Below are 26,308 nucleotides of genomic sequence, written 5' to 3' on the forward strand. Positions count from 1 at the left end.
TAGAAATCTTTATATCCCTTCTTAATTGTTGAATCTGAAGTTTGTGCAAATCCGTGAAAATCTACGGGATAAAAATCTAGAAATTCTTATGAGTGAAGCTTACGTTGTAGATCAAAATTATTCTCAAATAAATTTTGCTGAATTGCCATTGCAGATGGGTGAGTATGAAAACTGCATATTCCAGAACTGTAATTTTGAATATGCAAATCTTTCTCGGTTTAAATTTACCGATTGCGAATTCGTTGAATGTAATTTAAGCATGACCCAATTAATCGAAGCTGGTTTTCGAGAGGTTGTTTTTAAGGACTGTAAAATGTTCGGGATGCATTTCGACGATTGTAATCCATTTGGAATGTCTTTCAGATTTGAAGGATGTGCTTTGAATAATTCTGTTTTCTATAAAACGACCATCAAAAAGATTTCATTCAAAAATTGCAAGCTTATTGAAGTTGATTTTACCGAATGTGATTTGACCAGTTCTGCATTTTCAAATTGTGATTTCAGTGGGACAATATTTGAAAGAACCAAGTTAGAGAAATCAGATCTCAGAACTTCATTCAATTATACCATCAATCCGGAATCTAATAAGCTTAAGAAGACTAAATTCTCACTGTCAGAAGTTCACGGACTTTTAAGGCAGTTTGATATAGAAATTGATAAAAACAGCTAAATATAATAATTGATTTTTTACAGAAAACTCAATTACGTAGAGAAACGGATATATTATCCTGAGCTTATTGAAGGAAGCCGTTTTTTCAGAATAAATCCCAATTTGCTTTAGCCGAAAATTCTAAAGGTTTGGCTAAAGCCAACTTTTTCTACAAATATTCTATCGGGCTAAAGCCCGATTCTATTGATAAAATGATTGCTATTTATATTTTGAATGACAAAATAATTAAACAGATCAAATTTAGACAAAAATAAAAGCCATCAAAATTTTGATGGCTTCATTTATATAAATTATATAAATCAATTATTTAAAACTAAAAACTAGTCGATGCTAAATTGTTGTAATTGTCTCCGTTTTCGTTAATTACTCTTTTGGCAAACCTGAATTTTGGTCCCCAATAAGAATCATTCAGTGAAGAAATCATGACTCCTTTTGAAGTGGCTGCGTGTATAAATTTGATTTCTCCCTCTTCTGTTACGCTTTCTACAATTCCTACGTGAGAAATTCTTCTACCGTGAGAGAAAAAGATTAAATCTCCTTTCTGAAGGTTTTCTTTTTCGATTTTTTCTCCTTCCTCAGCCTGTGAAGCTGCAACTCTTGGTAATGTAAGTCCTGCTGCTGCCCCGAAAACTGATAATACAAATGCTGAACAGTCGATTCCGTTTCTTGTCATTCCTCCGTATCTGTAAGGTGTTCCAAGATAAGTTTGAGCTTCTGTTAAGATATTATCAATGGTTTTATTATGTTTGATCGCTTTTGCGATTTCAGAATTTTTTAAAGAATTTTTTGCGTTTGCAATGGCCACTGATTTTTCAGATATAAAAGAGTTGATTAGCAACTTCTTATCATTTTCTATCTTCGTGTCTAAAGCAACAAGTTTGGCATCTGTTTTGTATTCTTTAGTGTAAGTTGCCGGTTTTGAAACTACGTAATTTGTAACGCATGATTGTAGTGATATTGTAGATACAAAAGCAACTAAATAAAACAATACTCTTTTCTTCATATATTTTTAAATTTCCGTGTTAAAAAGGGGATTAGTTATTTTTCTAAAGCCATACAAAAGTAGATATTCCATCTAAGACAACCTCGATATGATTATTGTCATGTTGTTGTTTTAACATATTTTAACATCCATCGCAACTATGTTAAAGAAAAAACCTTTGCTATCGGCCTGTTTCGGTAAATCATCATTTTTTTTTATTAAGATTTTTTAACATAATATTTCCGTTTTGCTGTATTAATCGGAATTCTTTAAAATTGTTTCAAAAAATTTTCGTTGTTAAAAATTCATAAAAAAAGTTCCCTGTTTTTCCAGGGAACCATTGTTTATATAGGACTGTAAGAATGTTATCTCGTGAATAACAATTCTCTGTATTTCGTCATTGGCCAAAGTTCATCATCCACCATCATTTCAAGATCGTCCGATGCATCTCTGATTACGTCAAACAAAGGCTTTACTTTATTACAGTAATCTTCTGCCTGTGTTTGGCTTTCTGTCACTGCTTTTGCAGTTTCTCTTGCTTTCATAAGATTCTCAACACCTAATTTGATTGTCGAAATGTTTTCAGAGATATTGGTAATCAGGCTGATTTGCTCCTTTGCCAATGTTTTGAATTCTTTTTCTCCAAAAATATCTTTAAGACCTCTTACGTTTTCGATCAATCTGTTTTGGTAATTTAAAGCAGAAGGAATAATGTGGTTTCTTGCGATGTCACTCAAAACCCTTGCTTCAATATCAATAACGGTAGAGTATTTTTCTAATTTGATTTCGTTTCTTGCTTCAACTTCTCTGTGATTGAAAATTCCAATCTCTTCATACAGATCCAGGAATTTCTGATTCATTTCCTGCTTCAATGCTTCAGGAGTTGTTTTCCAGTTGTTTAAGCCTCTTTTTTCAGCTTCTACAGCCCAGTCATCAGAATATCCGTCTCCTTCAAACATAATGCTTTTGCACTGTTTGATGTATTCTCTCAATACATTAAAGATAGCTTCGTCTTTTTTAAGACCTGTTTCAATTAAAGCATCAACTTCTTTTTTGAAATCGCTTAATTGTTTTGCAGCAATCGTGTTCATTACCGTCATAGATTCTGCACAGTTTGCAGAAGAACCTACCGCTCTGATCTCAAATTTATTTCCTGTAAATGCAAACGGAGAAGTTCTGTTTCTGTCAGTATTATCCAGCAAAATTTCAGGAATTTTTCCAACTACATTTAATTTTAAGTCTGTTTTTTCGTCCGGTGAAAGTTTTCCTTCCGTTACTTTTTCAAGCTCTTCCAAAACTCTGAACAACTGACTTCCGATAAATACAGAAATAATTGCCGGTGGAGCTTCGTTTGCGCCTAATCTGTGGTCGTTGCTTGCAGAAGCGATGCTTGCTCTTAAAAGATCTGCATATTCATGTACAGCTTTAATAGTGTTTACGAAAAACGTTAAGAACTGTAAGTTTTTCTTAGGATTTTTTCCCGGGCTTAGAAGATTTTCACCGGTATCAGTTGCTAAAGACCAGTTATTGTGCTTTCCGCTTCCGTTTACTCCTGCGAATGGTTTTTCGTGGAATAAAATATGAAAATGATGTCTGTGAGCGATTCTTGCCATAACGTCCATCAACAAAGAATTGTGATCTACAGCTACGTTTACTTCTTCAAACATCGGAGCGAGCTCAAATTGGTTTGGAGCAACTTCGTTGTGTCTTGTTGTTACAGGAATTCCCAATTTCATACATTCAACTTCCAATTCTTTCATGAAGTTCATGACTCTTGTAGGAATTGAACCGAAATAATGGTCGTCTAACTGCTGTCCTTTTGCAGGAGAATGGCCCAATAAAGTTTTACCTGTTAAAACCAAATCCGGACGAGATTGGTACAATGCAGAATCAACCAGGAAATATTCTTGCTCCCAACCTAATGTAGGAGTTACTTTCGTTACATTTTTGTCGAAATACTGCATGACGTCAGTTGCCGCTTCGTCTACAGCGTGCAAAGCTCTCAATAAAGGTGCTTTATAATCTAGAGTTTCTCCTGTGTAAGAAATAAAGATAGAAGGAATACATAAAGTAGTTCCCATAATAAATGCCGGAGATGTAGGATCCCAAGCAGTGTAACCTCTTGCTTCAAACGTGTTTCTGATTCCGCCGTTCGGGAAAGAAGATGCATCCGGCTCTTGCTGAATCAATAAATTTCCGCTGAATCTTTCAATGGCTCTGCCACCTTCGATAGGTGTGAAGAAAGAATCGTGCTTTTCTGCAGTGCTTCCTGTCAATGGCTGAAACCAGTGTGTGTAGTGAGTAACTCCTTTGCTCATTGCCCAATCTTTCATAGCTACTGCTACCTGATCTGCAATTAATCTCTGGATTTTGCTTCCTTTTTTTATAGCATCCATTATAGATTGGAATGCTTCTTTTGTAAGGTATTCTCTCATTGTGTTCTCAGAGAATACGTTTTCACAAAATAATTCTGATAATTTAGCAGGAATTTCTACCGAATTATCTTTTCTAAAGTCCTTGAATGGTAAAGTTTCTAAAGCTTTAAATCTTAAAGTTGACATATAGGTGTTGAATTTTATGGGGCAAATTTACAAAAAAAATGAATTGAAATTATTTTTACCCTAAATTTTTAGGGGTTATTTTTATTTTGCTTGTCATTTTAATAAAACATCTATTAAAAGAGTTGAATTTACTTAAGTTTTAAAATTAAGAATAAGTATTCAAAGCAAATTAAAAATTTTCTAATATGAAGAAAACTTATTCCTGATTTTTTCTATGTTTTCTTTAGAAATATTAATTTTAAAAACATGTTACAAAATTTAGGGATAAATAAATGATTTAAGTTAAATAACTGTTTATTAGTTATTTAAAATGCTCATAATAATTTTCGTAACTTAGCAGACTTTTTATAAAAAATTTAATATATGACAAATTCCAGAGCAAGAGAAACCACCGAGGCAATTGAAAGACTATACATTTCTATGAGACACCTGTTTTATAGAGGTTTTTTCAAGCCAAGCGGGGTTTCAGGAGAAAGCATCAGAAGTTTGTTAAAGACGATCAATCCCGAAATTTACGGTACCATGAGCGTTCCAAGTAAGTTGGAATTGGATGGTTTGATGTATGTTTTAGACAGACTTCCGGAAGGAATAGAAGAATGTGCTTTCATTCATCTTACATCAGATGAAGGTTTTGATAAAGGCAGTTTTGAGCCGATCGTACCCAAAAAGAGAAGAAGAAACTGTTACCGAATCGATGAACATCAGATGAATATTGAGGTTCTTTTGGGACGTTCAGAAATCTATGATATTCTTACGCATTTAACGTTCTTATTTATAGAAGCCGATAAAATACGTAATCTCGCATTTATTCAGGATGAAAACTGGAAGCCTACCAGAGCTTTCAAAATTATCGAAGAAGTGGTAAAAGGTGAGAAAAAATTCAGCAGAAGAGAAAAAGAAGTTGCCTTGATTCATCTTTCTTCATTAATAGGAAGAACTTTTGATGAAACCTTAAATGCTTATAATACTTTCGGAGACGATGAAAATCCCGACAGATTATTCAAAATCATTTACCATTTAGGAAAAGTGAGTCTGGAAGATGCTAAGCAAAGCCGCGAGAGAGAAATTTATTTCAGTGCTATATTAAAGGAAAGAGTAGGACATCACTATTTTGGGGAAAAATGGGCTCACAAAGTGAAAGAAATTTTATTTGAAAACGACCTTCACATGCGTCCGTTACATATTATTTCCGCAAATATGCACTCAGTAAAAAATATGCTTTACGGTAATGACGCTTTAAAGAAAAAAGACACCAAAGACGTAGATTACAAATTATATGGAGAGATTTCAGATAAAAAAGATCTTCGTGACAAAGTTTCAAAGTATGCCTTAGAAGAAGGTTTAATTTATATCAATGACAAAAGCGGGAGTAATATCGATGTTCAGATCATTGATTTAAGCAAAACAAATCTTAAAAACACTCCTTTCGGACATCTGAAATACGACGGAAATGATGTTATCATGGTTTTCGATTATGCATTTGGCGAGCAGGCTTTTGAGGTAATGGATGAATTACTGAGACCTTTCGAGCAAAAAGGTGAAGTCTATATGATGAAGGTGAAATCTGTCTCTATCATGGGAAAAGCAGGAATTCTTGCAGGTGGAAAAGGAGATATCATGATCCCGACTTCTCATATTTTTGAAGGAACCGCAGATAATTATCCTTTTGAAAATGCTTTGAAACTGGATGATTTTAGAGATGATGAACTGAAAGCTTTTGAGGGACCGATGATTACCGTTTTAGGAACTTCCCTTCAGAACAGAGACATTCTACAATATTTTATGAATACTTCATGGAAGGCAATCGGGCTCGAAATGGAAGGTGCGCATTACCAGAAAGCGATCCAGGTTGCCTCAAAAATCAGACATCATATTGCACCGGATCTGTTTGTAAGTTATGCTTACTATGCTTCAGATAATCCTTTGGAAACAGGAGCCACCCTTTCTTCAGGTGGTTTGGGATTGACCGGAGTAAAGCCAACCTACCTGATTACGCTAAGAATTCTCGAAAAGATTCTACAAAGCGGAAAATAAGAAATTCCTTCTACAAAATAATTTAGTTTAAAATTTTATCAGCCTCAGGTGTTTTGCATTTGAGGTTTTTGTTTAAAAAATTACGAATAGTACTAATTATTTGTTTAAATGTCTCGCCAAATGCATCAAAATTAATTTCCCCGTCCCTAAAGGCTTTTATTGAACTTTGAGCAATTTTCCACCCTTTAGGGTTGGGGAAAGAAAATTTCTTTTAAAGAATCTTTCACAAATTTTAATCGCAATATCTGTAGAATCCGTGTAATCTGTGGGAAACTCAAAAAATATTATCTTTAAAATTATTAAAACTAAACAAATGAGTACAACCTCACAATTAGCAAAAAGATTCCGAGAAGTTACCCTCGACGGTTTGTGGATCGCCAATACCAATTTTAAAGATCAGCTTTCAGATGTCACTTGGGAGCAAGCAACAACGAAAATTGCAGACTTAAACACCATCGCTATGCTAACTTTTCACATCGATTATTACATTTCTGGAATTCTGAATGTTTTTGAAGGTGGAGATTTGGAAATTAAAGATAAGTTCAGCTTTGACTTTCCTCCGATTGAATCTCAGGAGCAGTGGGAAGAACTTTTAAATAAATTATGGAATGATTCTGAAAAGTTCGCAACATTATTAGAACAGATGCCTGATTCTAAACTGAATGAAGTTTTTGTCGATGAAAAATACGGAACTTATGTAAGGAATATTGACGGCATGATTGAGCATGCTTATTATCATTTGGGGCAGATTACTTTGATTAAAAAATTATTGAAAGAGCAATGAAAATATATTTTCTTTTATTATTAATATTTCCTTTTTACTGTTTTTCTCAATTTAAAATTCCAAAAGGTTTTTCTGAATTTAAAGGAGGTTCTGTTATTGGAAAAGACATGAAAAGGATTACTGTTGATTTTGATGAAGATAAAAAAGACGATACTTTTACTATTATTTATCAATCGGGAAATGATTTTTATGCTTCAAAGAAAAAATATTTGTTAATTTATCTGTCTTCAAAAAGTAAATACTATTATATCGATTTTGATATTTTTAATGGAGTATACGTGATGCCTTTAAAATATAAGAATGGGGTTCTAACATTTTCAGTTACAGAGGAAGGAACTGGAGTTCGTGGTCATACTTTGAAACTGAGATTTAACCAAAAAGTAAAAGACATTCAACTTATAGGATACGATTATAGCTATAGAGTTCCCGGTGGACATTGCAATAAAATGTATAATTTAATTACAGGAGATTATACGGTAAAGAATGATTTCTATAATATGAGAACTAATAAAACTGAATATGAAAATTTTAAAGAAAATCAAAAACAGCTAAAAAACATTTTCGTCAATGATTTTTCAGGCGATTTATTTGATGATTTAAGTTCAGTTGGTCAAAAATATGAAAGAGATTAGGAAATTGCATTAAATAAGAGAAAACTTAACAATCAAAATTAATTTTAATCTAAAACAAAAACCTCATCAAACTCCACATTTGAGGCTTTTATTTTAATTACTTACCTTTAAAAAAAATAAAATCTTCAATGAAAAAATCGGTTGCAATCCTTTTTGCGTTTATCTTTTCACAGTTTCAGGCACAGCAGAACGCTTATTATCAGCAGGCTGCCCAATACAAAATGGAAATTGACGTCAATGCAGAAAAATTTACCTACGAGGGAAATCAAACCCTAAGTTATTCCAACAACTCACCAGACGAACTCAATGTTGTGTATTTTCATTTGTACTGGAATGCCTTTAAACCAAACTCTATGATGGATCAAAGAGTTGCCGGACAGGGAAAAAATGGTGATTCAAGATTACAGAAAGATGGTAATTCAAGATTGGCTTCGATTCCGAAAGATCAGGAAGGTGCACAAAATATTCACTGGATCAAACAAAATGGAAAAGATCTGAAGTTTGAAATTCAGGAAACGGTGATGAAGGTGTATTTAAATGAACCGATCAAGCCCAATTCAAAAACTACTTTTACTATGGAATGGGATGCTGTAATACCTCAGCAAATCAGAAGAAGCGGAAGAAATAACCGTGAAGGGGTCGATATGACGATGACACAGTGGTATCCGAAAATTGCAGAATACGATTACGATGGCTGGGCAACTTTCGACTATGTGGGAAGAGAATTTCATGCGCCGTTTGCAGATTTTGATGTAACCATTAAAATCAACAAAGATTATTTAATAGGAGCGGGCGGAACGCTTTTGAATCCTGCAGAAGTGAAAGGTTATGATGCATCAGCAAACATTAAAGTTGATAAAAATAAAGCAACCTGGAAATGGACTGCCAAAAATATGCTCGATTTTGCATGGGCGGCAGATAAAGATTATTCGGTGGAAAGTTTTGATGTTCAACAAGGTCCGAAAGTATTTTTTGTATATCAGAAAAATGATAAGACTAAAGTCTGGAGTGAAGCAAAGCCTTACATCACAAAATATTTCCAGATTATGAATTCCCGATTCGGGAAATATGCCTATCCTTCTTACGCTTTCATTCAAGGTGGTGATGGCGGTATGGAGTACGGAATGTGTACCATGATCTTAGGTGAAGCAAATAATATTGAAGATTTAATGGGACTCATGGTTCACGAAGGTGCACACTCTTGGTATCAGCAAATGCTGGCAACCAACGAACCTCTGAGACCGTGGATGGATGAAGGTTTTACAAGTTATGCAGAAAGCCTAGTGATGCATCAGCTGTTTCCTCCAAAAGACGAAAGACCAAATCCTTTCGTTGATAAAATCAACGCATACCGGAATATTGTACAAAAAGGAATCGAAGAGCCTGCCGTTTGGTTGGGCGATCATCACGATAATGGTACGGCGTACAGTTTTGCAAGTTATGTGAAAGGTGAATTGTATCTGGTGCAGTTGGGCTATATCGTTGGCGAACAGAATTTGGAAAAAATAATGACGGAATATTTCAGAGAGTGGAGCATGAAACATCCTACCGACAGAGATTTCTTGCATATCGCACAAAAAGTTTCTGGGATGGATCTCAAATGGTTTCATCATTATTGGATTAACACGACAAAAACCATCGATTACGGAATTAAAAATGTAAAATACGATGCAAAATCTACAACCATAACTTTATTGAATAATAGTCAGATTCCGATGCCTATTGATTTCAGTGTAATGACAACCGACAAGAAAATTGTCACTTACTACATCCCGATGAACATGACGCACACATGGAAAAAGGAAGACGGTTACGGTGATTTTACCACTGAAAAATATTGGCCGTGGACGCAGAAAGAATATACACTGACGATTCCTTACACAAAATCTCAATTGTCATTATTAGGAATAGATTTAAGCCAGAGAATGGCTGATGTGAATCCTGAAAACAATTTTGTGGAGGTGAAATAATGGAGTTTTAATAATAAATAATCCCCGAAGAGTTTTTCTTTGGGGATTTTGTTTTGTATCAATGCAAACTGTATTTGGTTACAGACAAAGAGTGTTTGGGTTTTCTGTAAGTTGCGTTTTGTTTAAAACCGATAAGTTTTGAATTAAAGAAAATTAAATTTTTTATAGATGTTGTGGATTTGTAAGTCATGACCATTTATTAGCAATGTAAGCTCTTACAGATTCTTACGGATTACAAATTTGCCAGATCGGTAGTTATATCAAAAACAATTCTTTTTTTTAGCAATCTCCATCCAACTGTCGATGATTTTTATGTCATATTTTACAGCAATATTTTCGAGTCTTAACATAAGTTTTTCTGCATCTTTAGGCTGTATTTTTGAATTATTAATAAATATTTTTCTACTACGGGTTTTTATTGTTCTAATAAATTGATTACTATCAACAACGATAGTTTGTATATCAGATATTTTGACAGGAGGAATCGGTTTGTAATTAAAAATGAATTTCTTTTTCCATTCAAAAATGATTTCCTCATTGTTTTCAATTATTATTTCCAGATTTCCAACAGAAAAATAATACATTGAGCAAAGTATAAGTGAAAGGAATGGAATTGTAACCAACAGTGAATTGATTTCTGCTGAAATAAAAATTATGAGAATTACAAATAGGGGTAATGAAAACAAACATAGCAAGATACGTGACTGCCTAAAGATTGTGATTTTGTATTTCTCCATCAGATTCTTTTTAAGTAATTTAATATCCCCTCGCATAAGATTTACCTTCCTCCAGATAATGCACCTTATCTTCATTTCCGGTATTAAAAAGAGTCTTCACTGTAATTCTGTTTTTATCGGCAACAGCACTCGGAACGAAACATACAAAATGCAGATGTGGTCCGCTGCTCCAGCCTGTATTTCCGCTTAAGGCGATCAGTTGGCTTTTGGTTACGGTATCTCCGATGTTTACTTTTGCACCGTTTTGCTGTAAATGAAAGTATTGTGCAATCGTTCCGTCAGAATGCAGGATGGAAACATAGTTTCCGAATGGTGCACAGTTTTTGGTCGGGCAACTTTTGTTATTGCTTTGAACTACGTCAATCACCAGACCTTTCTCTTGCTGCCAAGATTTCTGTTCCTTCAGGCATCGTAAAATCTAAAGAATTTTCGTTTTGGTGAGAAAACTTTCCGTTGTATCCTTGATAAACTGTAAAAGATTTTCCTTTCTGAAAAGGAAGATCATATGGATAGGTGTGGTCGTACTTTCTTATGGTAATATCTCCGATAAATGTTTTATAACTGGGCATTCTCTTGATTCCCCATCTTTTTTTCTTATCGTTTACTACAAAGTAAGTAACCCTGTTTCTCGTCGATTTAGCAGGAAATGCTTGAATGGTCCTAAAGAGATCAGGTTTTTTCATGTTCTCTAATTCTGGCTGACTGTCAAAACTAATGGATGCAGGATAAATTTCAAGATTGTCTACATAATAAGTGATAGTATCTTGTTTTTGTTCGTAATACATTTTGACGTTCTTTTGAGAAAAAAGTATTGCAAAATGGCTGATTAAAAGCAGAATTAAAAGTTTTTTCATAGGAGTTTTAAGTTTCATAAAATGTATTTTACAATGATAACCCATTTTTGTAAATATTGAAAGACTCTTTTTTATTAAAATCGTTACATTTACCACCGAAAAGCTATTCAATGAATTCTATTGTAATCAATGTTGGAAACAGCAATGTCAGATTTGGTCTTTTTGATGATGATAATTGTGATATCTCATGGGTGATCAATACAAAACCGTACCGTACTGCCGATGAACTGCATGGTCAGATGCTGATCTTATATCAAACCTATAAAGTTGATCCTAAAAATATCACAAAAATTATCATAGGCTCTGTAGTACCTCAACTGACAAGGGAAATAACGTCTGCGATAAGAAAAATTCACGGGATCGTTCCTGTAATGGTAGATCGTAACACGCCATCAGAAGTCATAGCAAAGTCTAAGCAGATGGGTACGGATATTTACGCCAACCTTGTTGCTGCTCACAATCTTTATCCTGACAGAAAAAAAATAGTGCTCGATTTTGGTACCGCACTTACGGCAAGTTGTGTGGCTGAAAATGGAGAAACATTAGGCGTCATCATTGCGCCCGGAATCGTTACTTCATTAAATTCTCTGATCAGTCAGACCGCCCAGCTCCCGGAAATCGAACTGGTAAAACCGAAATCTGTATTGGGATTAGATACCATCAGCTGTATGCAAAGCGGAATGGTGTACGGTTTCCTGGGGATGGTGGAAGGTTTTATCGATCGCATCAATGATGAGGTGAATGACGATTGTTTTGTCATCGCAACCGGCGGAGTTTCTCACGTTTACAAACCACTTACAGACAAAATTCATGTTGCCGACAGGCTGCATACTTTGAAAGGACTGTACTTTTTAGGAAAAGATTTAGATTAATTTTAATTACAAAAGCAATAATAATTTAACAACATTTTTGTCATTCCGTAGGAATCTCAACAAAACGAGTAAAAACTGTTGAGATTCCTGCGGAATGATAAACTTAAATATGATTTTGTATTAATTTACCTCTTCGACTTAAAAAAATCTTTCACAATAGCAGAACACTCGTTTTCCATAATTCCGGTGATGATTTCTGTTTTGGGATGAAGTTTTAGGTTTTTATTGATAAATCCTCGCTGATCGTCTCTTGCTCCAATCACCACTTTTGAAATCTGCGACCATGAAAGCGCTCCCGAACACATCACGCATGGTTCTAAAGTCACATATAAAGTACAGTTGATCAGATATTTTCCACCCAGAAAATTGGCAGCAGAAGTAATAGCCTGCATTTCTGCATGAGCGGTAACGTCATTTAAGGTTTCGGTAAGATTATGTGCTCTCGCAATGACCCGGTTGTTGGAAACTATTACACATCCAATAGGGACCTCATCTTTCTCTAGAGCAATTTCGGCTTCCTGAAAAGCCATTTTCATAAAATATTCGTCGGTAAACATAACAATAAAAGCTTAGTACAAAACTAAGCTTTTCATCAACATATATTTTAAAATTTAGAATCGATATCCGATTCCGCCCATGATTTTTCCTGTTACAGGTCCCATGTCGTATTTGTCGAAGTCTCCAAATCTTCTGGCAATACCTCCACTTGCTTCTATCACTAATCGGTCTTTGATTACCCATTTTCCTCCAATGCCGAATCCAACGCCTACCGTGGTAACTGTTTTGTCTCCGCCATATTGGTAGTAAATGCTATTGGTTGGGCTGTCGTATTCGTTGTAATAAACATCGTCTCTTTGGATCGTTACAGGTACAAAACCTTCAAAAAACAAACCTGAAGCATATTTTTTCCCTAAATAATATCTGAAATAAGGCGAAAACTGCTTGAAATCTTCTACCTCATCACTCAAAGTAATCATAGCGTTTACTCCAATCCCCATATCTTTATTGATGAGCCTTTCGTAAGAAACGTTTGCCAACGGCACTGCTATCAGTAAGAATGGATCTATCAGAATGTCATTTTTTCTTTCCGAATTGTTTTCTTGGTTCGAATTTAGTTCTTGTGCATTAAGAGAGAACAGACTTAATGAGACCGTTAAGATGGTAAAGATTTTTTTCATGTTATTTTTTTTTTAAAAGTAATATTTAAAACGATACAACTATGAAAAATTTAAGAATTACTCAAAATTCATTGTCAAAGGCAGTCTGAATCTATATCTGACGGGGATTCCGTTAATAGAAGCGGGCGAAAATTTATCCGGAACCAAATACAATGCGATCTCAGCCTGACGGTTAAACGTGAAATTTTCTCCTTCTGCCTGCACATTGCTGATGCTGCCATCTCTTTCTACAATAAAAGCAACCACTGTTTTGATGTTTTGCGTTTCGCTGAAAACACCATCTCCATAGAAAAGATTGGTAACCTGTTGTCTCAAAGTATTGATTCCGCCGGGATAATTTGCCGTTTGCTCTGTGGTATTAGAAATAGCAGGTGATGCTGGTGTAAGTCTGGTTTTGATTTTACTTAAATCTTCAAGGTTTTTTACCTTAAGCAAAGCTCCGATAAGGGCAACATTCTCAATACTGTCCATCTTTTTCATAAAGAAAAGAAAATCCTGTTTGATGGAAGTTTTTATAATGCTGTTTTTTTCTGCGTCAAATTTCTTTTTAAATTCCTGATTGAGCATACTTCTATGCTGATCGTAATAGTTTTTCACCTGCCTGAATTCCTCAGTCTGCTGAGAAAAACAAAATGCTGAAAGAAATACAAAAAAGAGACACAGGGCTTTCAAAAGTTATTATTTATGTAAATGTAATAAAAAAGATGCAAAACCATTAATCTTCAAAATAACTGTTGAGCGATTCTTGCAAATGCTTTTTAATATTCTCAACTAAATCTTTAGGTTCTAAAACTTTCACCTCTTTTCCGTAAGATAAAATCTCCTGCATAAAATCGTAAGTAGGGTGGAGGAAGAACTCAAAATAAATATCATCCGATGTTTCTTTGGTTTCTTTCTGAGACTGATGAAGGGCAAAACTACGGATATATTCTCCTTGGTGTTTGCTGCATTTCAAAACAATTTTCCGGGGATTCTGTTCGGTTAAATTCATCACTCCGAAAGCATTTTTAAAATGTTCTCTGAAATTGTATTTATATTTTTCTCTGAATTTTGCAGCGTTCACGTCCAGATAATTGATTCTGTCTAAACCGAAAGATTTTAGCACTTTATCTTTGGTGTCAATGGCGATCAGATACCATCTATCTTTGGATTCTTTTAGAGCGAGGGGATGAACTTTTCTGGAAGTCATCAGTTTGTTTTTGTAATTATAATGCTCAAAAGTGACCACTCTTTTATTACGGATGGCAAAGAAAAGGTCATAAAAATGCTCAACTCCTGTCGGTTTTCTGCTTTCAAAAAAGATGAAATCTGCAAAATCAGGATGTAGATTTAAGGCATTGCTGACCTGGAAAGATTCCAGAAGTTTTTGGTTGTATTCATCAACTTCCATCATCGGCCGGCTTTCGATGTAATACCGGTTATCGCCCTTCTTTTTGTTGTGAATGGAAAGATTAAAAAGATCTGAGATTTCACGGATATCCCTTTGCAAAGTACGGATCGAGTAGCTCTTGATTCCTGCATCCTGAAATTCAAAAGAGTTGAGAAGATAGTCCTCCAACTGGGAATAGGTAGCGGGAGCACTCTCTAATTTCTTGATAATTAAGGCATATCTTGTAAGGTAAAAATCTTTTTTCATTCGGGTATTTTTAGGTTTGCAGCTTTGGTGTATTCTATTTTTTCAATTGGAACGCCAGCTTTTCAGTTGGTATTTTCTAAAACAAATATATGCGGTTAATGCGACAAACGGTGTCGTGTTTTATTTTTGTGGATAAGTTTTTTGGGAGTTTATTCTTAACGTTGCAAAAGAACTTCTTTGTTGTTTCGGATAAATACATCTAGCCAACTATAACGGCAAAACTTAAGTGTAATCCTTCGGGATTGTAGAATTTGTAATTACGACTCATTATTGTGTTTTTTATAAAGATAGAAAAGTGTTTGAAAACAAAAAGCCACACGATGTAATCGTGCGGCAGCGAGAGAGTTTATAATCTAGTTTTCTAAAGACCAAATCGTATTAAAATTATCATTCTTATTATAAAAAATCTCTATAAAGAATAATTTAGGTGTTGCATGTATTATAGCGGGATATTTATTGTTAATTAAAAAGATGTCATCTGTTGTAGGCGTTTTGTAGTTAAATTTCTCTCTAAGTAAATTTTCATATGAGCCTGAGGAGCTATAATTAGTTTTCAGAGAATCCAGAATCTTCTTCACCTCACTAAGTTTTGTAACTTTTTTATTTTCGTTTAAAAAATTATCAATAATATATAGTCTCGATATTAATGAATCATTTCGGAATTGATAGTAAATAAACTCATTTTTAAGCTCTTGGTCAAAATATTTTAATACTTCTGGATTTTTAGATGAATAACTTTTTAACCTTCCTAAAGGGTAATCTTTTCTGTACTTTAAAATATAATCAGGTTTAATATTAGAGAAAAAAATAGTTTTATCCCCATTTTTATCATTACCAATTTTATCATATTCGTATAGTCCTAACTGCCTAACTTGATTAATTGATTTGAGATCGGAATCAATAATAGGGTGTAATTTTTTTTCACATGAACTTAAAAATACAATTACAAATAAAAGCAAGAATTTTTTCATTTTATGTGAGGTTTTTTTCTGTAATATAGTTAGATTTCTCCGCTATATCCTCATATATGTGTATGATGGCTGATAGATTAAGGAAAGAGGAAAAGGCTCTCTCATATCAAAAAGTTTATCTACAATTTTAACCTTTGAATCTAAGTCGCTTGCATAGGCTATAAACTCTAAAACTTTTTGTAAGGTTTCATTATATTATTTTTAGCAAAAAACAAATTATAGACTAGAAAACAATTTTACAATCTATTTTTAAATCTATTGCAAATACTGATAATTATTAATAAAAAAACTACAAAGCCGATGACTTTGCAGTTTTAATTTAAATAGAAGTAATTTGACTATTGTCTCCAGCAATCATTACAGATCTAATTTATTAGAGTTTTTCTTAATTTTCATTGTTAATATCAATAATGATATAACTGCTGAATAAATAGTAGGAGGAAGAGGAATGGGAAATTTAGAATTTTTAAGGTTCATTGATCCTGTGAAATAAAATGTAATAATAATTAGAGTTATAATAATTGCAACTAATATTAATCTATTATTAGTTAATATTTTCATTACTAATGCTAAAATAAATAATGCTGGTACGGAAAGAATTAAACCGATACAAATAATATAAAAAATTACTTCCCAAAATACTCCTTCACTCAATATTTCTTGAATTTGAAAATTTTCTTTATCAATTAATTTTTCAATTAACACTAAAAAAAATGATGAAAATATATTTCCTAGTATCCATATTTTTAATATGAATGTAATTATTGAAATATTTGAAATATTTTGTGACTTTAAAGAATTCATTTAAATTAATTTGTTTTAAATTGGTTTATATTGCCAATAAAATTTACTGGTTTGTTGGATCTGAATTTTTTGAAGAAGATATTAAAATTAACTCTTTTAAGTTCAGGCGTCATTACAGTTGTTTTTCCTCCATTCTTATTTATAAATTTTGATACATTGCTTATTAAATTATTCCAAGTAGAATCTGCAATATGTAAATAATCTAAAACAGAACATTCTTTTCCATTCCAAAATGTTATAAAACTACTAGGCCAAATCCTATCAACTGCTCGAGCGAAGAAACGATAATTTCCTTCTTCATCTTTATGTATACCAAATTGCCTGTGACCAGAAAATGGTTGAGTATCACTCTCCGGCGTATAAACAGTAGTGAATATCCAACTGTTTTGTGAGATTTCACTTTCAAGCACAGCACCATGATCACCTGTTGCTTTAGAAACCAAATCTCCTCCAGCCTTAATTTTGAATATAGAGAAACCTAATTGTTTTTCCCACCGTCTCATTTCCTCTTGAGAAGTTTTGGGATAAGGCATGAATTCCCAATTTCCACCTACTGTTATTTCTCTACAATATGATTCAAAAGAGACATCTCCTTTTGAAAGAATTAAAAAATTATCTCTGATCTTCTTAAAAAGCATTCCAACATCAGCTAAATTACCTGCAAATGTAGGCATTTTATCAATTCTGACAGAAAAATAATCCATATTTACATTTTTACTTTGCTTTTCATCATTTCCCCTTATATATTGCATTTTCCCTCCAATTGCTGTTAATCTGTCTATACCTTTTTTAGGAACTTGAAAATTTAATAATTTTGTATAAATCTGCTTTATTTCATTGTTAACTACTAAAAGTTCTCCATCTCTTTTAATAATTTGATCATAAAACTCTTTTAGTCTTGCAGGTTTTATGTTTGGGTTTTCTCTGACAATATTATTAGCCAATTGTGAGAAATTTTTATCCGTATCAAATATTCTTGTTTCTTCAAAATTTTTTCTATCTTCTCTTTCCTCATCTGCTAAAGCTTTGGCAGAATATATCCCTATAGGTGTGTAATCATACATAATTTAAAATTTTTGAAAATTAAATAGTTACAGAAGCAGGGCGGCAATATGATATAGCGCCCAGTTCTGCAAAAAAAATTACTTTTTATTAATAATTGTGGTTAGTTCTTTCGGCAAAGTTGTCGTATCCTTACCTTCGGTTAAATGATATCCAATTTGATTAAAACTCGTTTCACCTTCCAATTCCTTCGGATTTTCACAATTCTCAGGATGTTCCTCAACAAAAATTGGTAAAGGCTGATCAGGATCTACTTTTAGTCCTACAGATTCTGCCTGTAATATCGTCAAAGTAGTAGGGATTCTCGAAATCCAGAATTTACCTTGAGGCTCTCCTGTTGGCTGTCTCATTTCATCTACGATAGACATGTACATCGGATCTCCGATTACAGGAACTTCGCCGCCATTCCAGATTCTTCCTGTTGTCATAAAGAATTGTACAGCATCTTCAAAGCCGGGCTTTACGGTAACAATTACTCTTGCCATACCAGATTGTAAGAAACTTCTGAATAAAGGATCAGCATTTTCTGTCAGATACATTTTTTGCCATTCGTCACGGTTTGCCCAGTAATAAGGGTAGAATGTATAATCCATGATTTCCCATTCAAATGCCTGTTCCATAAATTTGGCTAAAGCAGCGTACTGTTCCAGCTCTTCTCCCAAGATGACCTGGAAGTTTTTCATCTGGTCACCAGAAGTGAAGTTTTGCCCTAAAACATTTAGGTAATCTTGTAATAAGTATGCAATGCAGTTGTGCTTCAGAATTACTCTTTCCATATCTCTGTAAAAAACGGAGAGTTTGTTTTTGTTTTCCTCTTCCTGCTGTTTTGCTTTTTCATCTGCTTCTTTTTGCTTAACAAGGAAATCAGCGTAAGCAGCTTCATAAGCTTTAATAATGGCATCAAAACTTTCCTGTTTCCACGCATCTAAAAATGATTGTGAAAGCTCACAATTAAAATTAAAGGCGAAAAAACATCCGTTCAGATTATCACCTCTAAAAGTATAATTATACTGCCCTGTGATATTGACTCCAAAAAAACCGATTTCTTTATGCCCACTTCTAGGCTCGTAAGTAATAGTACTGGTAGAATGATATTCACCACCATTAAAATTATTAAAGTGTAATGAATGAGATTTGTTTCCCAACCATCCATGTTTGTCTCTGTTGTGTCCGAACATAATTTTTGCAGATTTTGCAGTGTAATTAGCTGGGATCGAAATTAATAGACTTCCGTCATTTCCGCTGAAATTCTGTCTTCCGATATTATAAGACTTTGTCAATTCGGGAAGAGGATTTAATGTTACCCCATAAATATTAGCCCAGTATTCCAGCAACTCTTTTGTAGCAGATTTCGGATCGGCCATCGTATTGGGTCTTGGTGCTTTTCTGGATCTACAGGTTCTTTGAATGTTTCTTTATTCACAAAAGCAGCCAGACGGTGCAGTTTTGCGGGTTCTGGAATCATGAATTCAAACATGGTACGTTTACCATAGTTATAGATCTGGTTTTTCATTTTCTTATCCACCCATCTGTAAACTCCGGTAATGTGTTTCGGCTGTGCTGCATCAGGATTATCGGTATCTGTTACTTTTCCACGGTTGTCAAATTCGTGCACATTGGTTTCTGTATATTCTTTTATGATTTTCTGAACACGTTCTTTGTTGATTTTCGTAAGAATTCTTTCCATTGCACGCTCAGTGATTTCCTGAGATTTTGTTACCGCTTGTCTTGTGCTATCCAGCTGGGCAGTATTGTTAGCATAACCCGCTCCTATTTCAAAGACTGTTTTACCCGCTCCATAGCTGAATCTTGTACTTGCAGTAATACTTTGCTGCTTATCGATCTCTTTGGCAACTTCAGACTGCATTTCATTTCTGTCAGTTTTTGTAGTATCAGAAATTTTTTCGGTTTCGATAGATTCTGATGTTGTATCGGTGATTTCAGAATAATCTCTGGAAACTGAAGATTTGTGACGCAATTCGCTCGCCATTACGTTTTCAATATTAGAAACTTCTCCCGGAACATAAGCATGAACACTTTGTTCAACTTTTAAATAATCTGCAATACCCAGTCTCTTGACCCCAAAATGTTTTGGGATAAAAGTTCCAGGTTTTGGAGTGGTTCCCACTTCAGTAGGGTTTTCAATTTCCTGTCTGACTCTTTCAGTATATAAAATCCCAGTATATGGAGTTTCTAACTGTATTGCTGAAAGATCAAGATTTGCTTCCTCACCATTGTTGAAGAAAATTTGTATTTTCAAACTTCTGATTGATTTTGCAAATTTGTTGATCAAGATAGGAGGGAAGGTGATTTTGTCTCCACTTACATTGATGCTTGAATAGGTTTCTTCAAATAATCCGACATCTGTACTTGCCGTTATTTTTGCAGAAGCCAATCCCCAAACGTTGCTTTCTGCCTGATAATAGAAAGTCGCATAACACATTGTACCATTTGACTGATGAGCTTTCAGGTAGTAAGTTCTTGATATAACGTTTGATGACCTACTGGTCGTATTGTTAACCGGAATCAAAACTCCACCCAGATTAGCATATAGTCTCTCATTCAAAACTGTTTTTTCAAATAAAGATTGAGAATGCGCAGAAACATCTTCATTTAATTTTTCAAAAACTTCAACGTATGTATCATATTCTTCATTTATGTTCACAAGCATTTCGCTAATTTGAAGCTGACGATCAGACAATACATTAACACTTGAAAAATCTAAATCTCTGCTTCCGGCATCAGTGAAAATATTGACAAACAGTTTTAAAGACTCTAAAGAAAGTTTAGCTTTGAAATCGTCAAAATTAAGTTCATCTCTATAATTGAATGTAAATTGAGGAACATTCAATTCCCCCAGTTCTTCATATAAAGCTCTGATTTCTTCCTCAGGTGTTTCTTCTGTTATCTGAGCTTCAATTTCTTCCGATTTTCTATTGTATTCATCAATATCAGATTGATATTGTGTCAGATATTCTTGATAAGCAACATCATAAGCCTTATTTTTCATCTTGTAATATGACTTCTGAATTTTTTCCAATTCGGATTTGAGTAAGTCTAGGCCTTGTTTGTCTAAGTTGAGACTAGAAAGTTCTGAGATTTTTTCTCCTTCAGCTTTTAACTGTTCCTGAACAGAAACAGGAAGTTGCTGGGAATTGATAGAATCTTCAGTTCCGATTGTTGATCTCCCGACAGTAAATGCTCTGTTATATGATACTGGCGAATTGCTGTTATCTGTGCCATCCCCGAAAAATCTTAAAGGTAAGACCACCTTTGCTTCAAGAGCTTTTACTTTGTAATCGTCCCCATTGATTTTTGTAAGTTCCTCTGTAGGCTGTAATTGACAAACATATCCAAAATGAAATGCTTTCAAAATATGAATGATTGCTTCTTTCACATAAAAATCACTCTGCATTACCGTTTGGAACATAAGGTTATCCCATAACGTTTTATATTGATCCTGAGTACTGTCAATATGTAGATCTATTGCAGAATCTCTGTCCTGATCCGAAAGTTCTTCTCTTTTGGCAATCTTTCTCCCTATTCTTAAAGCTTCTGCAAAAACTCCTGATTCAATGTCTGCTTCCTTTTCGAATCCGGTAGGAATAAAATTTTTTGCAGCACGTTCCATTGCCTGAAATTTTGCTATTGCAGAATCATTTGCAGATACATGGTTATCAAAGGCACTGGTCAATGTTCCGGGTCTATGAATAAAGCCTAAGTTTTTATCTTTAGTTTCGGTTAATTGTGGGTTTCTTAAGCTTACAAATCTAAAAAGGGTTTGTGAAGCGTTGTTTTTGTTGTTTGTTGACATTTTGTTTAATTTAAGATTATTATAATATTTGAAAATTGATAACTGGCTATGATATTAATACATCGGTTTCTTTATAATTTGCTTTTCTTATCAGCTTTCGGTCCTTATTGATATAATATTCAGAGGTTTCTCTTTCTCCAAGCCGATCAAATGTTTTCCCCTCAAAATTGAGATCTATGGTATGAATTCCGAGATTGATCACGGTGATATTCTGTTCAGGGCTTAATATTTCCCATTCTATAGACTCGCTAGGGAAATCATCTGTAATGATGATGGTAACGAATTTGTTTGTAGCGTCAACAGAATGACTTGGGTTTGTAATTTCTAGTGTGATTGCATTGATGCTTTCTTCAACAAATGCGAGAGTTGTGTAGTCTTGTGATTGAACCCAATCTGTAGTCGCTAAAAATTTATGACCATCTGTATTGTGATAGATGTAGGGCTGTTCAGGATTTCCTAATTCAAAACCTATTGCCGATGCGTTTTCCTGGGCTTGTGCGTAACCTGCTGAAGCGTGATTGCCCCAGTTAAATGCAGTGCTACCATTAGCTACTGCTGTATCCAGCTGTGTTGTTGTAGCATAGTCAGCAGGGTCAAAATTTCCTGTGTGCCAATAGTCAACATAGGTGCCATTATCACCATAAATTGTAGGGCTTCCTTTTGTGTTTTGAAATTGCCTTAAGCCCGGACCGTTTTTTCTGAAAGCGATTAAATTCTGATTGCCCCCTGAAGAATCAATATAACCTCCAAAATGAATATAATCCATATAACCTCCTGCGCCACCCCCATTATTGTTCCAGGAACCAAAGCCCGTTTGGAACTCATTATTACCAACCTGATCCGGCTGAATCGACATATTATAGTTATGATTGGTATAAGATAGCCAATTACCAATATTAGCAACAGTAACATGATTAGCGGGGTGAGTTTTTGGGATGTAATTCTGGTTAACCCAATTCGTTGTTGCGCCCTCATTTTGAGTCCAATTATAAGCTATAGCCCATTCTATTGCAGAACCATAATTAAGAGTTTTGATGTTGCCTTTAGAATAGATTCCATTGGTAGGGATATTAATTCCATCGTCATAAAAGTCAGAAGCTAATAATCCGCCTGTATATACTTTTTGAGCTTGATTATTGTTTAAAAGTGCAATTGGTCTATTAGAATCTAGTCCCCAATAAGTAGTTGATATATCATTTTTCTTCCAATAATTATCTTCTAAATTATTTTTAATCCATGATTGAGTAGCTGCTACATCTGAAGGTATATCAATTAATGTAGTATAATCTGACATGTTATTTTCGAAAACATCAAACCAGCCTTGAGTCCAATCTCTATTCCACTCTCCATATTGAGTTTTAACTTTACTGACTTCAAGAGAAAAATATTCTCCCCAAGCAGTATCAGGCTCACCCAATAAAATAGATACATAACCATCTCCTTTCATACCGGCTCTTACTAAAGTAGTAGGAAAATTGTCAGTTACTTCCCATATAGCCTTTGATCCATTTGTAATTATACCTCCTAAATATTTATAAAAAGAAACGGTTAGTTTTCCTAAATATGTTGTGCCATATCCATAAATATTAATATCAACAGTAAGTATGGTTGGATTAGGATTTACCTCGGGAAATTTTACTGATAGAATTCCATTGTGAACTCCTGCATCATAATAATTTTGATAAACTTTATTTGCAATCTGTACACTATTTTGCTTTTTTACGATATTACCATTTTCAATGAAAGTAATTTTTTTAGCAGCAAGATTTACATCTTTAGTTGCATTATCATATGGCACTATAGCACTAGGATTAAGATTTTTATCATGCCATAAAAATACCGGTTCGTTCCATGTACCAGTGTCACCTTGATGGGTTCTTATCCCTATATTATCAGGGTTATTATAGCTCGCAAATAATTCAGTAGAGTAATTACCTCCTAAACCTGAAAAATTCATCACTGAACCAGCACCACCTGTACCTGCCCAATTATAATCAAACCAAGATTTGTTAGTTCTCCCAGTAGAACCATTATAAATACCACCTGTAATATCTGCTTTATGTACTAAAGCTAATTGATTATCAAAATCAGAATTCGCAACAAATTCAGTAATAGGTATATGCCCTCCGCCGGCTAAAAGAATGAAACCGTTGTTATATCCATCTTTTATAAAACCTGCCGACTTTATATTTCTATATCCTTCATCATTCTGATTCTTAAAATTGAAATATCCGTCAAAGTTAATTTGCGCTGTATCCATTCCTTCACTATAAAAGAATACTCCAGCCTTAGCACCATTTTTACCCCATACTTGTAGATTTAAATCATTAACTGAATTTCCTGTATTAAAAAACCTTTTTGTGCCTGTGACTTCCTGATATGTATCAGTTGTCATCAAATTCTTCCCCGAACTAATTTGTATATATTCGGAACCGCTCCATCTAAACTGTACATTATCATTAGTTATTAGATAAATTTTACCTTTTTCACCGGGGTTTGGAAGACTTTCTACTGAATCAAATTCTAATATGTCATCCACATAACTTGGTAACTGCGATGCAGGAACCTTTCCGTCGACTAAATCAGCTTTTTGAGAAAAGTCATAATCTACTCGGTCTGCAGGTAGTTGTTCGTCTTTATGCCAATAAGACTCCTGCCATTCCCAAAACTCTTCCTGTTTGGGGATGTCTCCGTTTTCGAAAAAACGTTTCAATTCTTCTTTTGATTTCATTTGTATAAATTGTTTTTTTATAATATTTAAATTTTCGAAGTCCCTTTTTAGTAGAGTCACTTCATGTTTCAGCCTTATTTTTTAGGGTGGTTTCCAGCAAAGGATGTCCACCTTAATTTTTGTTGGGAAATGTCATTTTTATGTTTTTATTTGTTGGTTTTTGAACATATTTCTGGCTGTTCAGCATTTTGTGAATGGTGAATTCAAAGGCTTTTCGGAAAATTTAAGTTGATTGTTTGTGTTTTATTTATATTTCAAAAGTAATAGTGGGAAGCGACAAAACTTGACGTGTTGTAAAACTTTATTTAAAAAATATCTTCTTCAAGAATGTCATTCTCGAAATCTTCTCTGAAGAAATTTTCAATTTCGTTGAGATAATTATTATAGTCTATTTCGATATTTTCAATGTCGTTCCAATTGATGGTGTAAATATCTTTATCAATGATGAGGTCGGTGTTGTGATCTGGTGATTCCATGTTGTTGTTGGTTTTGAATTTTAGTAAATTTTCCACATATTTCTGGCTGTTCAGCATATTAAAATGATGAATTCAAGCGCTTTTAAAAGATTTTAATGATTGTTTTTTGTGTTTTTATTTCTATTCCAAAGATAGAAGAGGGAAGCGACAAAAGGTGACGTATAAAAAAAAATAACTCAAAAAATTTGAGTTATTTTTTTTGTTTATGAAAAATCTTCAGGATTAATTTCATCAGCGATAAGCATGATGATATCCATATCTGAAAGTACAGATTTTAGTCTTGCAGCTCCGGCTCTTAAGTTGTCATCATAAAGTATATATTGCCATATTTTTCTCACAAAATCTTCAAAATCTATTTTGCTGTCATATTCTACTGCTTTTGTTTGGGTTGCTAAAACCAATAATTGTTTGATAATTTCCCGACATTCATTCATTTTTTGTTCATAAGGCATCAAAACATTGAGTACAGTATTTTGTATGTCATAAAGACTTCCTGCAGCAATTTTTATTTGATTTTTCTTAATATTTGTGCCTCTTTCATTACTGAATTTAGCAGTAAGTATTTTACTTCTAAAGCCTGCCATTTCTGAGACTTCGCTGATATTATTTGTAGACAGGATATCTTCTACAGATTTTAACCAGGATAATATTCTTTCAATAAAATAAGGATCTTTTGTTTCCAGTGATGAAACAATGTTTGGAAACTCTTGTAGTTTTTCTTTTAATTGGCTTACTAAAATAAATTGTGATTTTTTCATCGTATTATTCAGGTATTAGAGTTTCTACAATATCACCATTAATGTTTTCATATTTACTCCATTCCATTCCGGATTCTGTGATTGTCATTTTAGCATAGATCAGATATTTAGGGTCTATTTTCATCAGTTGGCTTGCTTCTACAATGATTTCACTAGTCTGAGTTGGCAGATTTTTAATACCGTTTTCGTATTCTATGATCATTCTGTTGCGTATGCTTTGAGTAAACAGATTTTCATCTATTGTTTTTATCCAGTTGAAATTGTTTAAGCAAAATGTAAGAATTTGTTTCGATAAAGCGTCAAAAGTGCCTTCTTTGATCAGCGGATGATCATCTGCTACAATTGATCGCTGAATTTGAGTGTCCAATTGATAAGCTGATGTATCTATTAGTCGCATTTCATAAGCTTTAATAGTTGTTATAATCTTATTATACTCTGGTTCTAAAGAAGATAAATAATTTTTTAAAATTGTATTGTTTGATTCATCAAGCGGGTCGTAATCTTCTTTTACAATGGTCGTAATTTCATCATATATAAATTCTTTAAAACTCATTTTAGCTGAAGCTCCGGCCTGCGCAAAAGGCACTGTAAGATCTACGCTGCTCACTTTCATTCTCGGAATAGAAAAATGTTTCAGCATATCATCTTTTGCGTATTCTCTTGCTATTTGCACTGTTTGTAGATCTGCCATTTTTCTGGCAGAAGCAATCTCTGAAACAAGACCTCCTAAGTATTCATTCAATTTTGGCATAATATCATGTTTTAATAATTAATAAAAAAAT

Annotated in this window: 24 protein-coding genes; 6 read left to right on the forward strand and 18 right to left on the reverse strand. The window is 33.8% G+C overall.

From position 1 onward, the window contains the following. The first annotated feature begins 88 nt into the window (after positions 1-88). Positions 89-670, forward strand: coding sequence for a pentapeptide repeat-containing protein (locus tag ACZZ9T_RS04635; protein ID WP_463441115.1), 582 nt, complete (start codon positions 89-91; stop codon positions 668-670). A gap of 313 nt (positions 671-983) precedes the next feature. Here the strand turns inward: ACZZ9T_RS04635 and ACZZ9T_RS04640 are convergent, their stop codons facing one another. Together ACZZ9T_RS04640 and ACZZ9T_RS04645 are read right to left on the reverse strand one after the other, a co-directional pair. Beyond that, positions 984-1,673: a C40 family peptidase gene (locus tag ACZZ9T_RS04640; protein ID WP_463441116.1), complete on the reverse strand. Its 690-nt coding sequence runs from the start codon at positions 1,671-1,673 to the stop codon at positions 984-986. A gap of 344 nt (positions 1,674-2,017) precedes the next feature. Then, positions 2,018-4,213, reverse strand: a complete 2,196-nt coding sequence (locus ACZZ9T_RS04645) for a glutamine synthetase III family protein (protein WP_463430213.1) — start codon at positions 4,211-4,213, stop codon at positions 2,018-2,020. Between the two features lie 363 nt (positions 4,214-4,576). Here ACZZ9T_RS04645 and ACZZ9T_RS04650 point away from each other — a divergent pair, with 363 nt between their 5' ends. The 4 genes from ACZZ9T_RS04650 to ACZZ9T_RS04665 all read left to right on the forward strand — a co-directional run bounded on the left by ACZZ9T_RS04650 (position 4,577) and on the right by ACZZ9T_RS04665 (position 9,633). Continuing rightward, positions 4,577-6,247 (forward strand): DUF6909 family protein, encoded by a 1,671-nt coding sequence (locus ACZZ9T_RS04650; RefSeq protein WP_463441117.1) that lies wholly within the window; start codon positions 4,577-4,579, stop codon positions 6,245-6,247. A 313-nt stretch (positions 6,248-6,560) separates the two neighbouring features. Then, positions 6,561-7,031 carry a DUF1572 domain-containing protein gene (locus ACZZ9T_RS04655; RefSeq protein ID WP_463441118.1) on the forward strand — a complete coding sequence of 157 codons (471 nt, stop codon included), beginning with the start codon at positions 6,561-6,563 and terminating at the stop codon, positions 7,029-7,031. Next, positions 7,028-7,663, forward strand: a complete 636-nt coding sequence (locus tag ACZZ9T_RS04660; RefSeq protein WP_463441119.1) for a hypothetical protein — start codon at positions 7,028-7,030, stop codon at positions 7,661-7,663. Before ACZZ9T_RS04655 ends, ACZZ9T_RS04660 begins: the two co-directional genes overlap by 4 nt. A 128-nt stretch (positions 7,664-7,791) precedes the next feature. After that, positions 7,792-9,633, forward strand: coding sequence for a M1 family metallopeptidase (locus tag ACZZ9T_RS04665; RefSeq protein WP_463441120.1), 1,842 nt, complete (start codon positions 7,792-7,794; stop codon positions 9,631-9,633). Between the two features lie 260 nt (positions 9,634-9,893). Here ACZZ9T_RS04665 and ACZZ9T_RS04670 read toward each other — a convergent pair whose 3' ends face one another. From ACZZ9T_RS04670 to ACZZ9T_RS04680, 3 genes are read right to left on the reverse strand one after another with little or no spacing between them, the layout of a single operon-like run. Then, positions 9,894-10,370 (reverse strand): hypothetical protein, encoded by a 477-nt coding sequence (locus ACZZ9T_RS04670; protein WP_463441121.1) that lies wholly within the window; start codon positions 10,368-10,370, stop codon positions 9,894-9,896. A 19-nt stretch (positions 10,371-10,389) separates the two neighbouring features. Continuing rightward, the gene (locus tag ACZZ9T_RS04675) at positions 10,390-10,737 is read right to left on the reverse strand and encodes a M23 family metallopeptidase (protein ID WP_463441122.1); all 348 of its coding nucleotides are present in this window, start codon (positions 10,735-10,737) and stop codon (positions 10,390-10,392) included. Next, the gene (locus ACZZ9T_RS04680) at positions 10,730-11,242 is read right to left on the reverse strand and encodes a hypothetical protein (RefSeq protein WP_463441123.1); all 513 of its coding nucleotides are present in this window, start codon (positions 11,240-11,242) and stop codon (positions 10,730-10,732) included. The genes ACZZ9T_RS04675 and ACZZ9T_RS04680 overlap by 8 nt, the downstream gene beginning before the upstream one ends. A 92-nt stretch (positions 11,243-11,334) precedes the next feature. On the opposite strand from ACZZ9T_RS04680, the gene ACZZ9T_RS04685 reads away from it, so the two are divergent. Then, positions 11,335-12,096: a type III pantothenate kinase gene (locus tag ACZZ9T_RS04685; RefSeq protein WP_463441124.1), complete on the forward strand. Its 762-nt coding sequence runs from the start codon at positions 11,335-11,337 to the stop codon at positions 12,094-12,096. A gap of 125 nt (positions 12,097-12,221) precedes the next feature. Here the strand turns inward: ACZZ9T_RS04685 and ACZZ9T_RS04690 are convergent, their stop codons facing one another. The 13 genes from ACZZ9T_RS04690 to ACZZ9T_RS04750 all read right to left on the reverse strand — a co-directional run bounded on the left by ACZZ9T_RS04690 (position 12,222) and on the right by ACZZ9T_RS04750 (position 26,277). Then, a complete protein-coding gene (locus tag ACZZ9T_RS04690) occupies positions 12,222-12,653 on the reverse strand; it encodes a nucleoside deaminase (protein ID WP_463441125.1) in 432 nt (143 codons plus the stop codon). Positions 12,654-12,707: 54 nt separating this feature from the next. Further along, complete coding sequence (locus ACZZ9T_RS04695; protein ID WP_463430221.1) at positions 12,708-13,274, reverse strand: hypothetical protein; 567 nt, start codon at positions 13,272-13,274, stop codon at positions 12,708-12,710. Positions 13,275-13,331: 57 nt separating this feature from the next. Beyond that, a complete protein-coding gene (locus ACZZ9T_RS04700; RefSeq protein ID WP_463441126.1) occupies positions 13,332-13,871 on the reverse strand; it encodes an energy transducer TonB in 540 nt (179 codons plus the stop codon). 118 nt (positions 13,872-13,989) lie between these two features. Further along, a complete protein-coding gene (locus tag ACZZ9T_RS04705; RefSeq protein WP_463441127.1) occupies positions 13,990-14,910 on the reverse strand; it encodes a helix-turn-helix transcriptional regulator in 921 nt (306 codons plus the stop codon). A 353-nt stretch (positions 14,911-15,263) separates the two neighbouring features. Continuing rightward, the gene (locus ACZZ9T_RS04710; RefSeq protein WP_463441128.1) at positions 15,264-15,881 is read right to left on the reverse strand and encodes a hypothetical protein; all 618 of its coding nucleotides are present in this window, start codon (positions 15,879-15,881) and stop codon (positions 15,264-15,266) included. A 357-nt stretch (positions 15,882-16,238) separates the two neighbouring features. Next, positions 16,239-16,685 (reverse strand): hypothetical protein, encoded by a 447-nt coding sequence (locus ACZZ9T_RS04715; RefSeq protein WP_463441129.1) that lies wholly within the window; start codon positions 16,683-16,685, stop codon positions 16,239-16,241. A gap of 5 nt (positions 16,686-16,690) precedes the next feature. After that, the gene (locus tag ACZZ9T_RS04720; protein ID WP_463441130.1) at positions 16,691-17,749 is read right to left on the reverse strand and encodes a hypothetical protein; all 1,059 of its coding nucleotides are present in this window, start codon (positions 17,747-17,749) and stop codon (positions 16,691-16,693) included. Between the two features lie 78 nt (positions 17,750-17,827). Continuing rightward, entirely contained in the window at positions 17,828-19,111 is a 1,284-nt protein-coding gene (locus tag ACZZ9T_RS04725; protein ID WP_463441131.1) for a hypothetical protein, read from the reverse strand. After that, positions 19,048-21,561 (reverse strand): hypothetical protein, encoded by a 2,514-nt coding sequence (locus ACZZ9T_RS04730; protein ID WP_463441132.1) that lies wholly within the window; start codon positions 21,559-21,561, stop codon positions 19,048-19,050. The genes ACZZ9T_RS04725 and ACZZ9T_RS04730 overlap by 64 nt, the downstream gene beginning before the upstream one ends. 46 nt (positions 21,562-21,607) lie before the next feature. After that, on the reverse strand, positions 21,608-24,274 hold the full coding sequence (locus ACZZ9T_RS04735) for a hypothetical protein (RefSeq protein ID WP_463441133.1): 2,667 nt from the start codon (positions 24,272-24,274) through the stop codon (positions 21,608-21,610). Between the two features lie 323 nt (positions 24,275-24,597). Further along, positions 24,598-24,768, reverse strand: a complete 171-nt coding sequence (locus ACZZ9T_RS04740; RefSeq protein WP_463441134.1) for a hypothetical protein — start codon at positions 24,766-24,768, stop codon at positions 24,598-24,600. Between the two features lie 203 nt (positions 24,769-24,971). Then, positions 24,972-25,526 (reverse strand): hypothetical protein, encoded by a 555-nt coding sequence (locus ACZZ9T_RS04745; protein ID WP_463441135.1) that lies wholly within the window; start codon positions 25,524-25,526, stop codon positions 24,972-24,974. Between the two features lie 4 nt (positions 25,527-25,530). Next, entirely contained in the window at positions 25,531-26,277 is a 747-nt protein-coding gene (locus tag ACZZ9T_RS04750) for a hypothetical protein (protein WP_463441136.1), read from the reverse strand. Between the last annotated feature and the right edge of the window lie 31 nt (positions 26,278-26,308).

Source organism: Chryseobacterium sp. AC417, assembly GCF_979258215.1.

Bases quoted from the DNA above. Each gene is read 5' to 3' on its own strand.
- ACZZ9T_RS04690 (WP_463441125.1), bottom strand. From the start codon at position 12,653: ATGTTTACCGACGAATATTTTATGAAAATGGCTTTTCAGGAAGCCGAA.
- ACZZ9T_RS04720 (WP_463441130.1), bottom strand. From the start codon at position 17,749: ATGTATGATTACACACCTATAGGGATATATTCTGCCAAAGCTTTAGCA.
- ACZZ9T_RS04670 (WP_463441121.1), bottom strand. From the start codon at position 10,370: ATGGAGAAATACAAAATCACAATCTTTAGGCAGTCACGTATCTTGCTA.
- ACZZ9T_RS04635 (WP_463441115.1), top strand. From the start codon at position 89: ATGAGTGAAGCTTACGTTGTAGATCAAAATTATTCTCAAATAAATTTT.
- ACZZ9T_RS04750 (WP_463441136.1), bottom strand. From the start codon at position 26,277: ATGCCAAAATTGAATGAATACTTAGGAGGTCTTGTTTCAGAGATTGCT.
- ACZZ9T_RS04695 (WP_463430221.1), bottom strand. From the start codon at position 13,274: ATGAAAAAAATCTTTACCATCTTAACGGTCTCATTAAGTCTGTTCTCT.
- ACZZ9T_RS04725 (WP_463441131.1), bottom strand. From the start codon at position 19,111: ATGGCCGATCCGAAATCTGCTACAAAAGAGTTGCTGGAATACTGGGCT.
- ACZZ9T_RS04745 (WP_463441135.1), bottom strand. From the start codon at position 25,526: ATGAAAAAATCACAATTTATTTTAGTAAGCCAATTAAAAGAAAAACTA.
- ACZZ9T_RS04650 (WP_463441117.1), top strand. From the start codon at position 4,577: ATGACAAATTCCAGAGCAAGAGAAACCACCGAGGCAATTGAAAGACTA.
- ACZZ9T_RS04645 (WP_463430213.1), bottom strand. From the start codon at position 4,213: ATGTCAACTTTAAGATTTAAAGCTTTAGAAACTTTACCATTCAAGGAC.
- ACZZ9T_RS04715 (WP_463441129.1), bottom strand. From the start codon at position 16,685: ATGAATTCTTTAAAGTCACAAAATATTTCAAATATTTCAATAATTACA.
- ACZZ9T_RS04710 (WP_463441128.1), bottom strand. From the start codon at position 15,881: ATGAAAAAATTCTTGCTTTTATTTGTAATTGTATTTTTAAGTTCATGT.
- ACZZ9T_RS04740 (WP_463441134.1), bottom strand. From the start codon at position 24,768: ATGGAATCACCAGATCACAACACCGACCTCATCATTGATAAAGATATT.
- ACZZ9T_RS04640 (WP_463441116.1), bottom strand. From the start codon at position 1,673: ATGAAGAAAAGAGTATTGTTTTATTTAGTTGCTTTTGTATCTACAATA.
- ACZZ9T_RS04660 (WP_463441119.1), top strand. From the start codon at position 7,028: ATGAAAATATATTTTCTTTTATTATTAATATTTCCTTTTTACTGTTTT.
- ACZZ9T_RS04705 (WP_463441127.1), bottom strand. From the start codon at position 14,910: ATGAAAAAAGATTTTTACCTTACAAGATATGCCTTAATTATCAAGAAA.
- ACZZ9T_RS04730 (WP_463441132.1), bottom strand. From the start codon at position 21,561: ATGTCAACAAACAACAAAAACAACGCTTCACAAACCCTTTTTAGATTT.
- ACZZ9T_RS04665 (WP_463441120.1), top strand. From the start codon at position 7,792: ATGAAAAAATCGGTTGCAATCCTTTTTGCGTTTATCTTTTCACAGTTT.
- ACZZ9T_RS04685 (WP_463441124.1), top strand. From the start codon at position 11,335: ATGAATTCTATTGTAATCAATGTTGGAAACAGCAATGTCAGATTTGGT.
- ACZZ9T_RS04680 (WP_463441123.1), bottom strand. From the start codon at position 11,242: ATGAAACTTAAAACTCCTATGAAAAAACTTTTAATTCTGCTTTTAATC.
- ACZZ9T_RS04655 (WP_463441118.1), top strand. From the start codon at position 6,561: ATGAGTACAACCTCACAATTAGCAAAAAGATTCCGAGAAGTTACCCTC.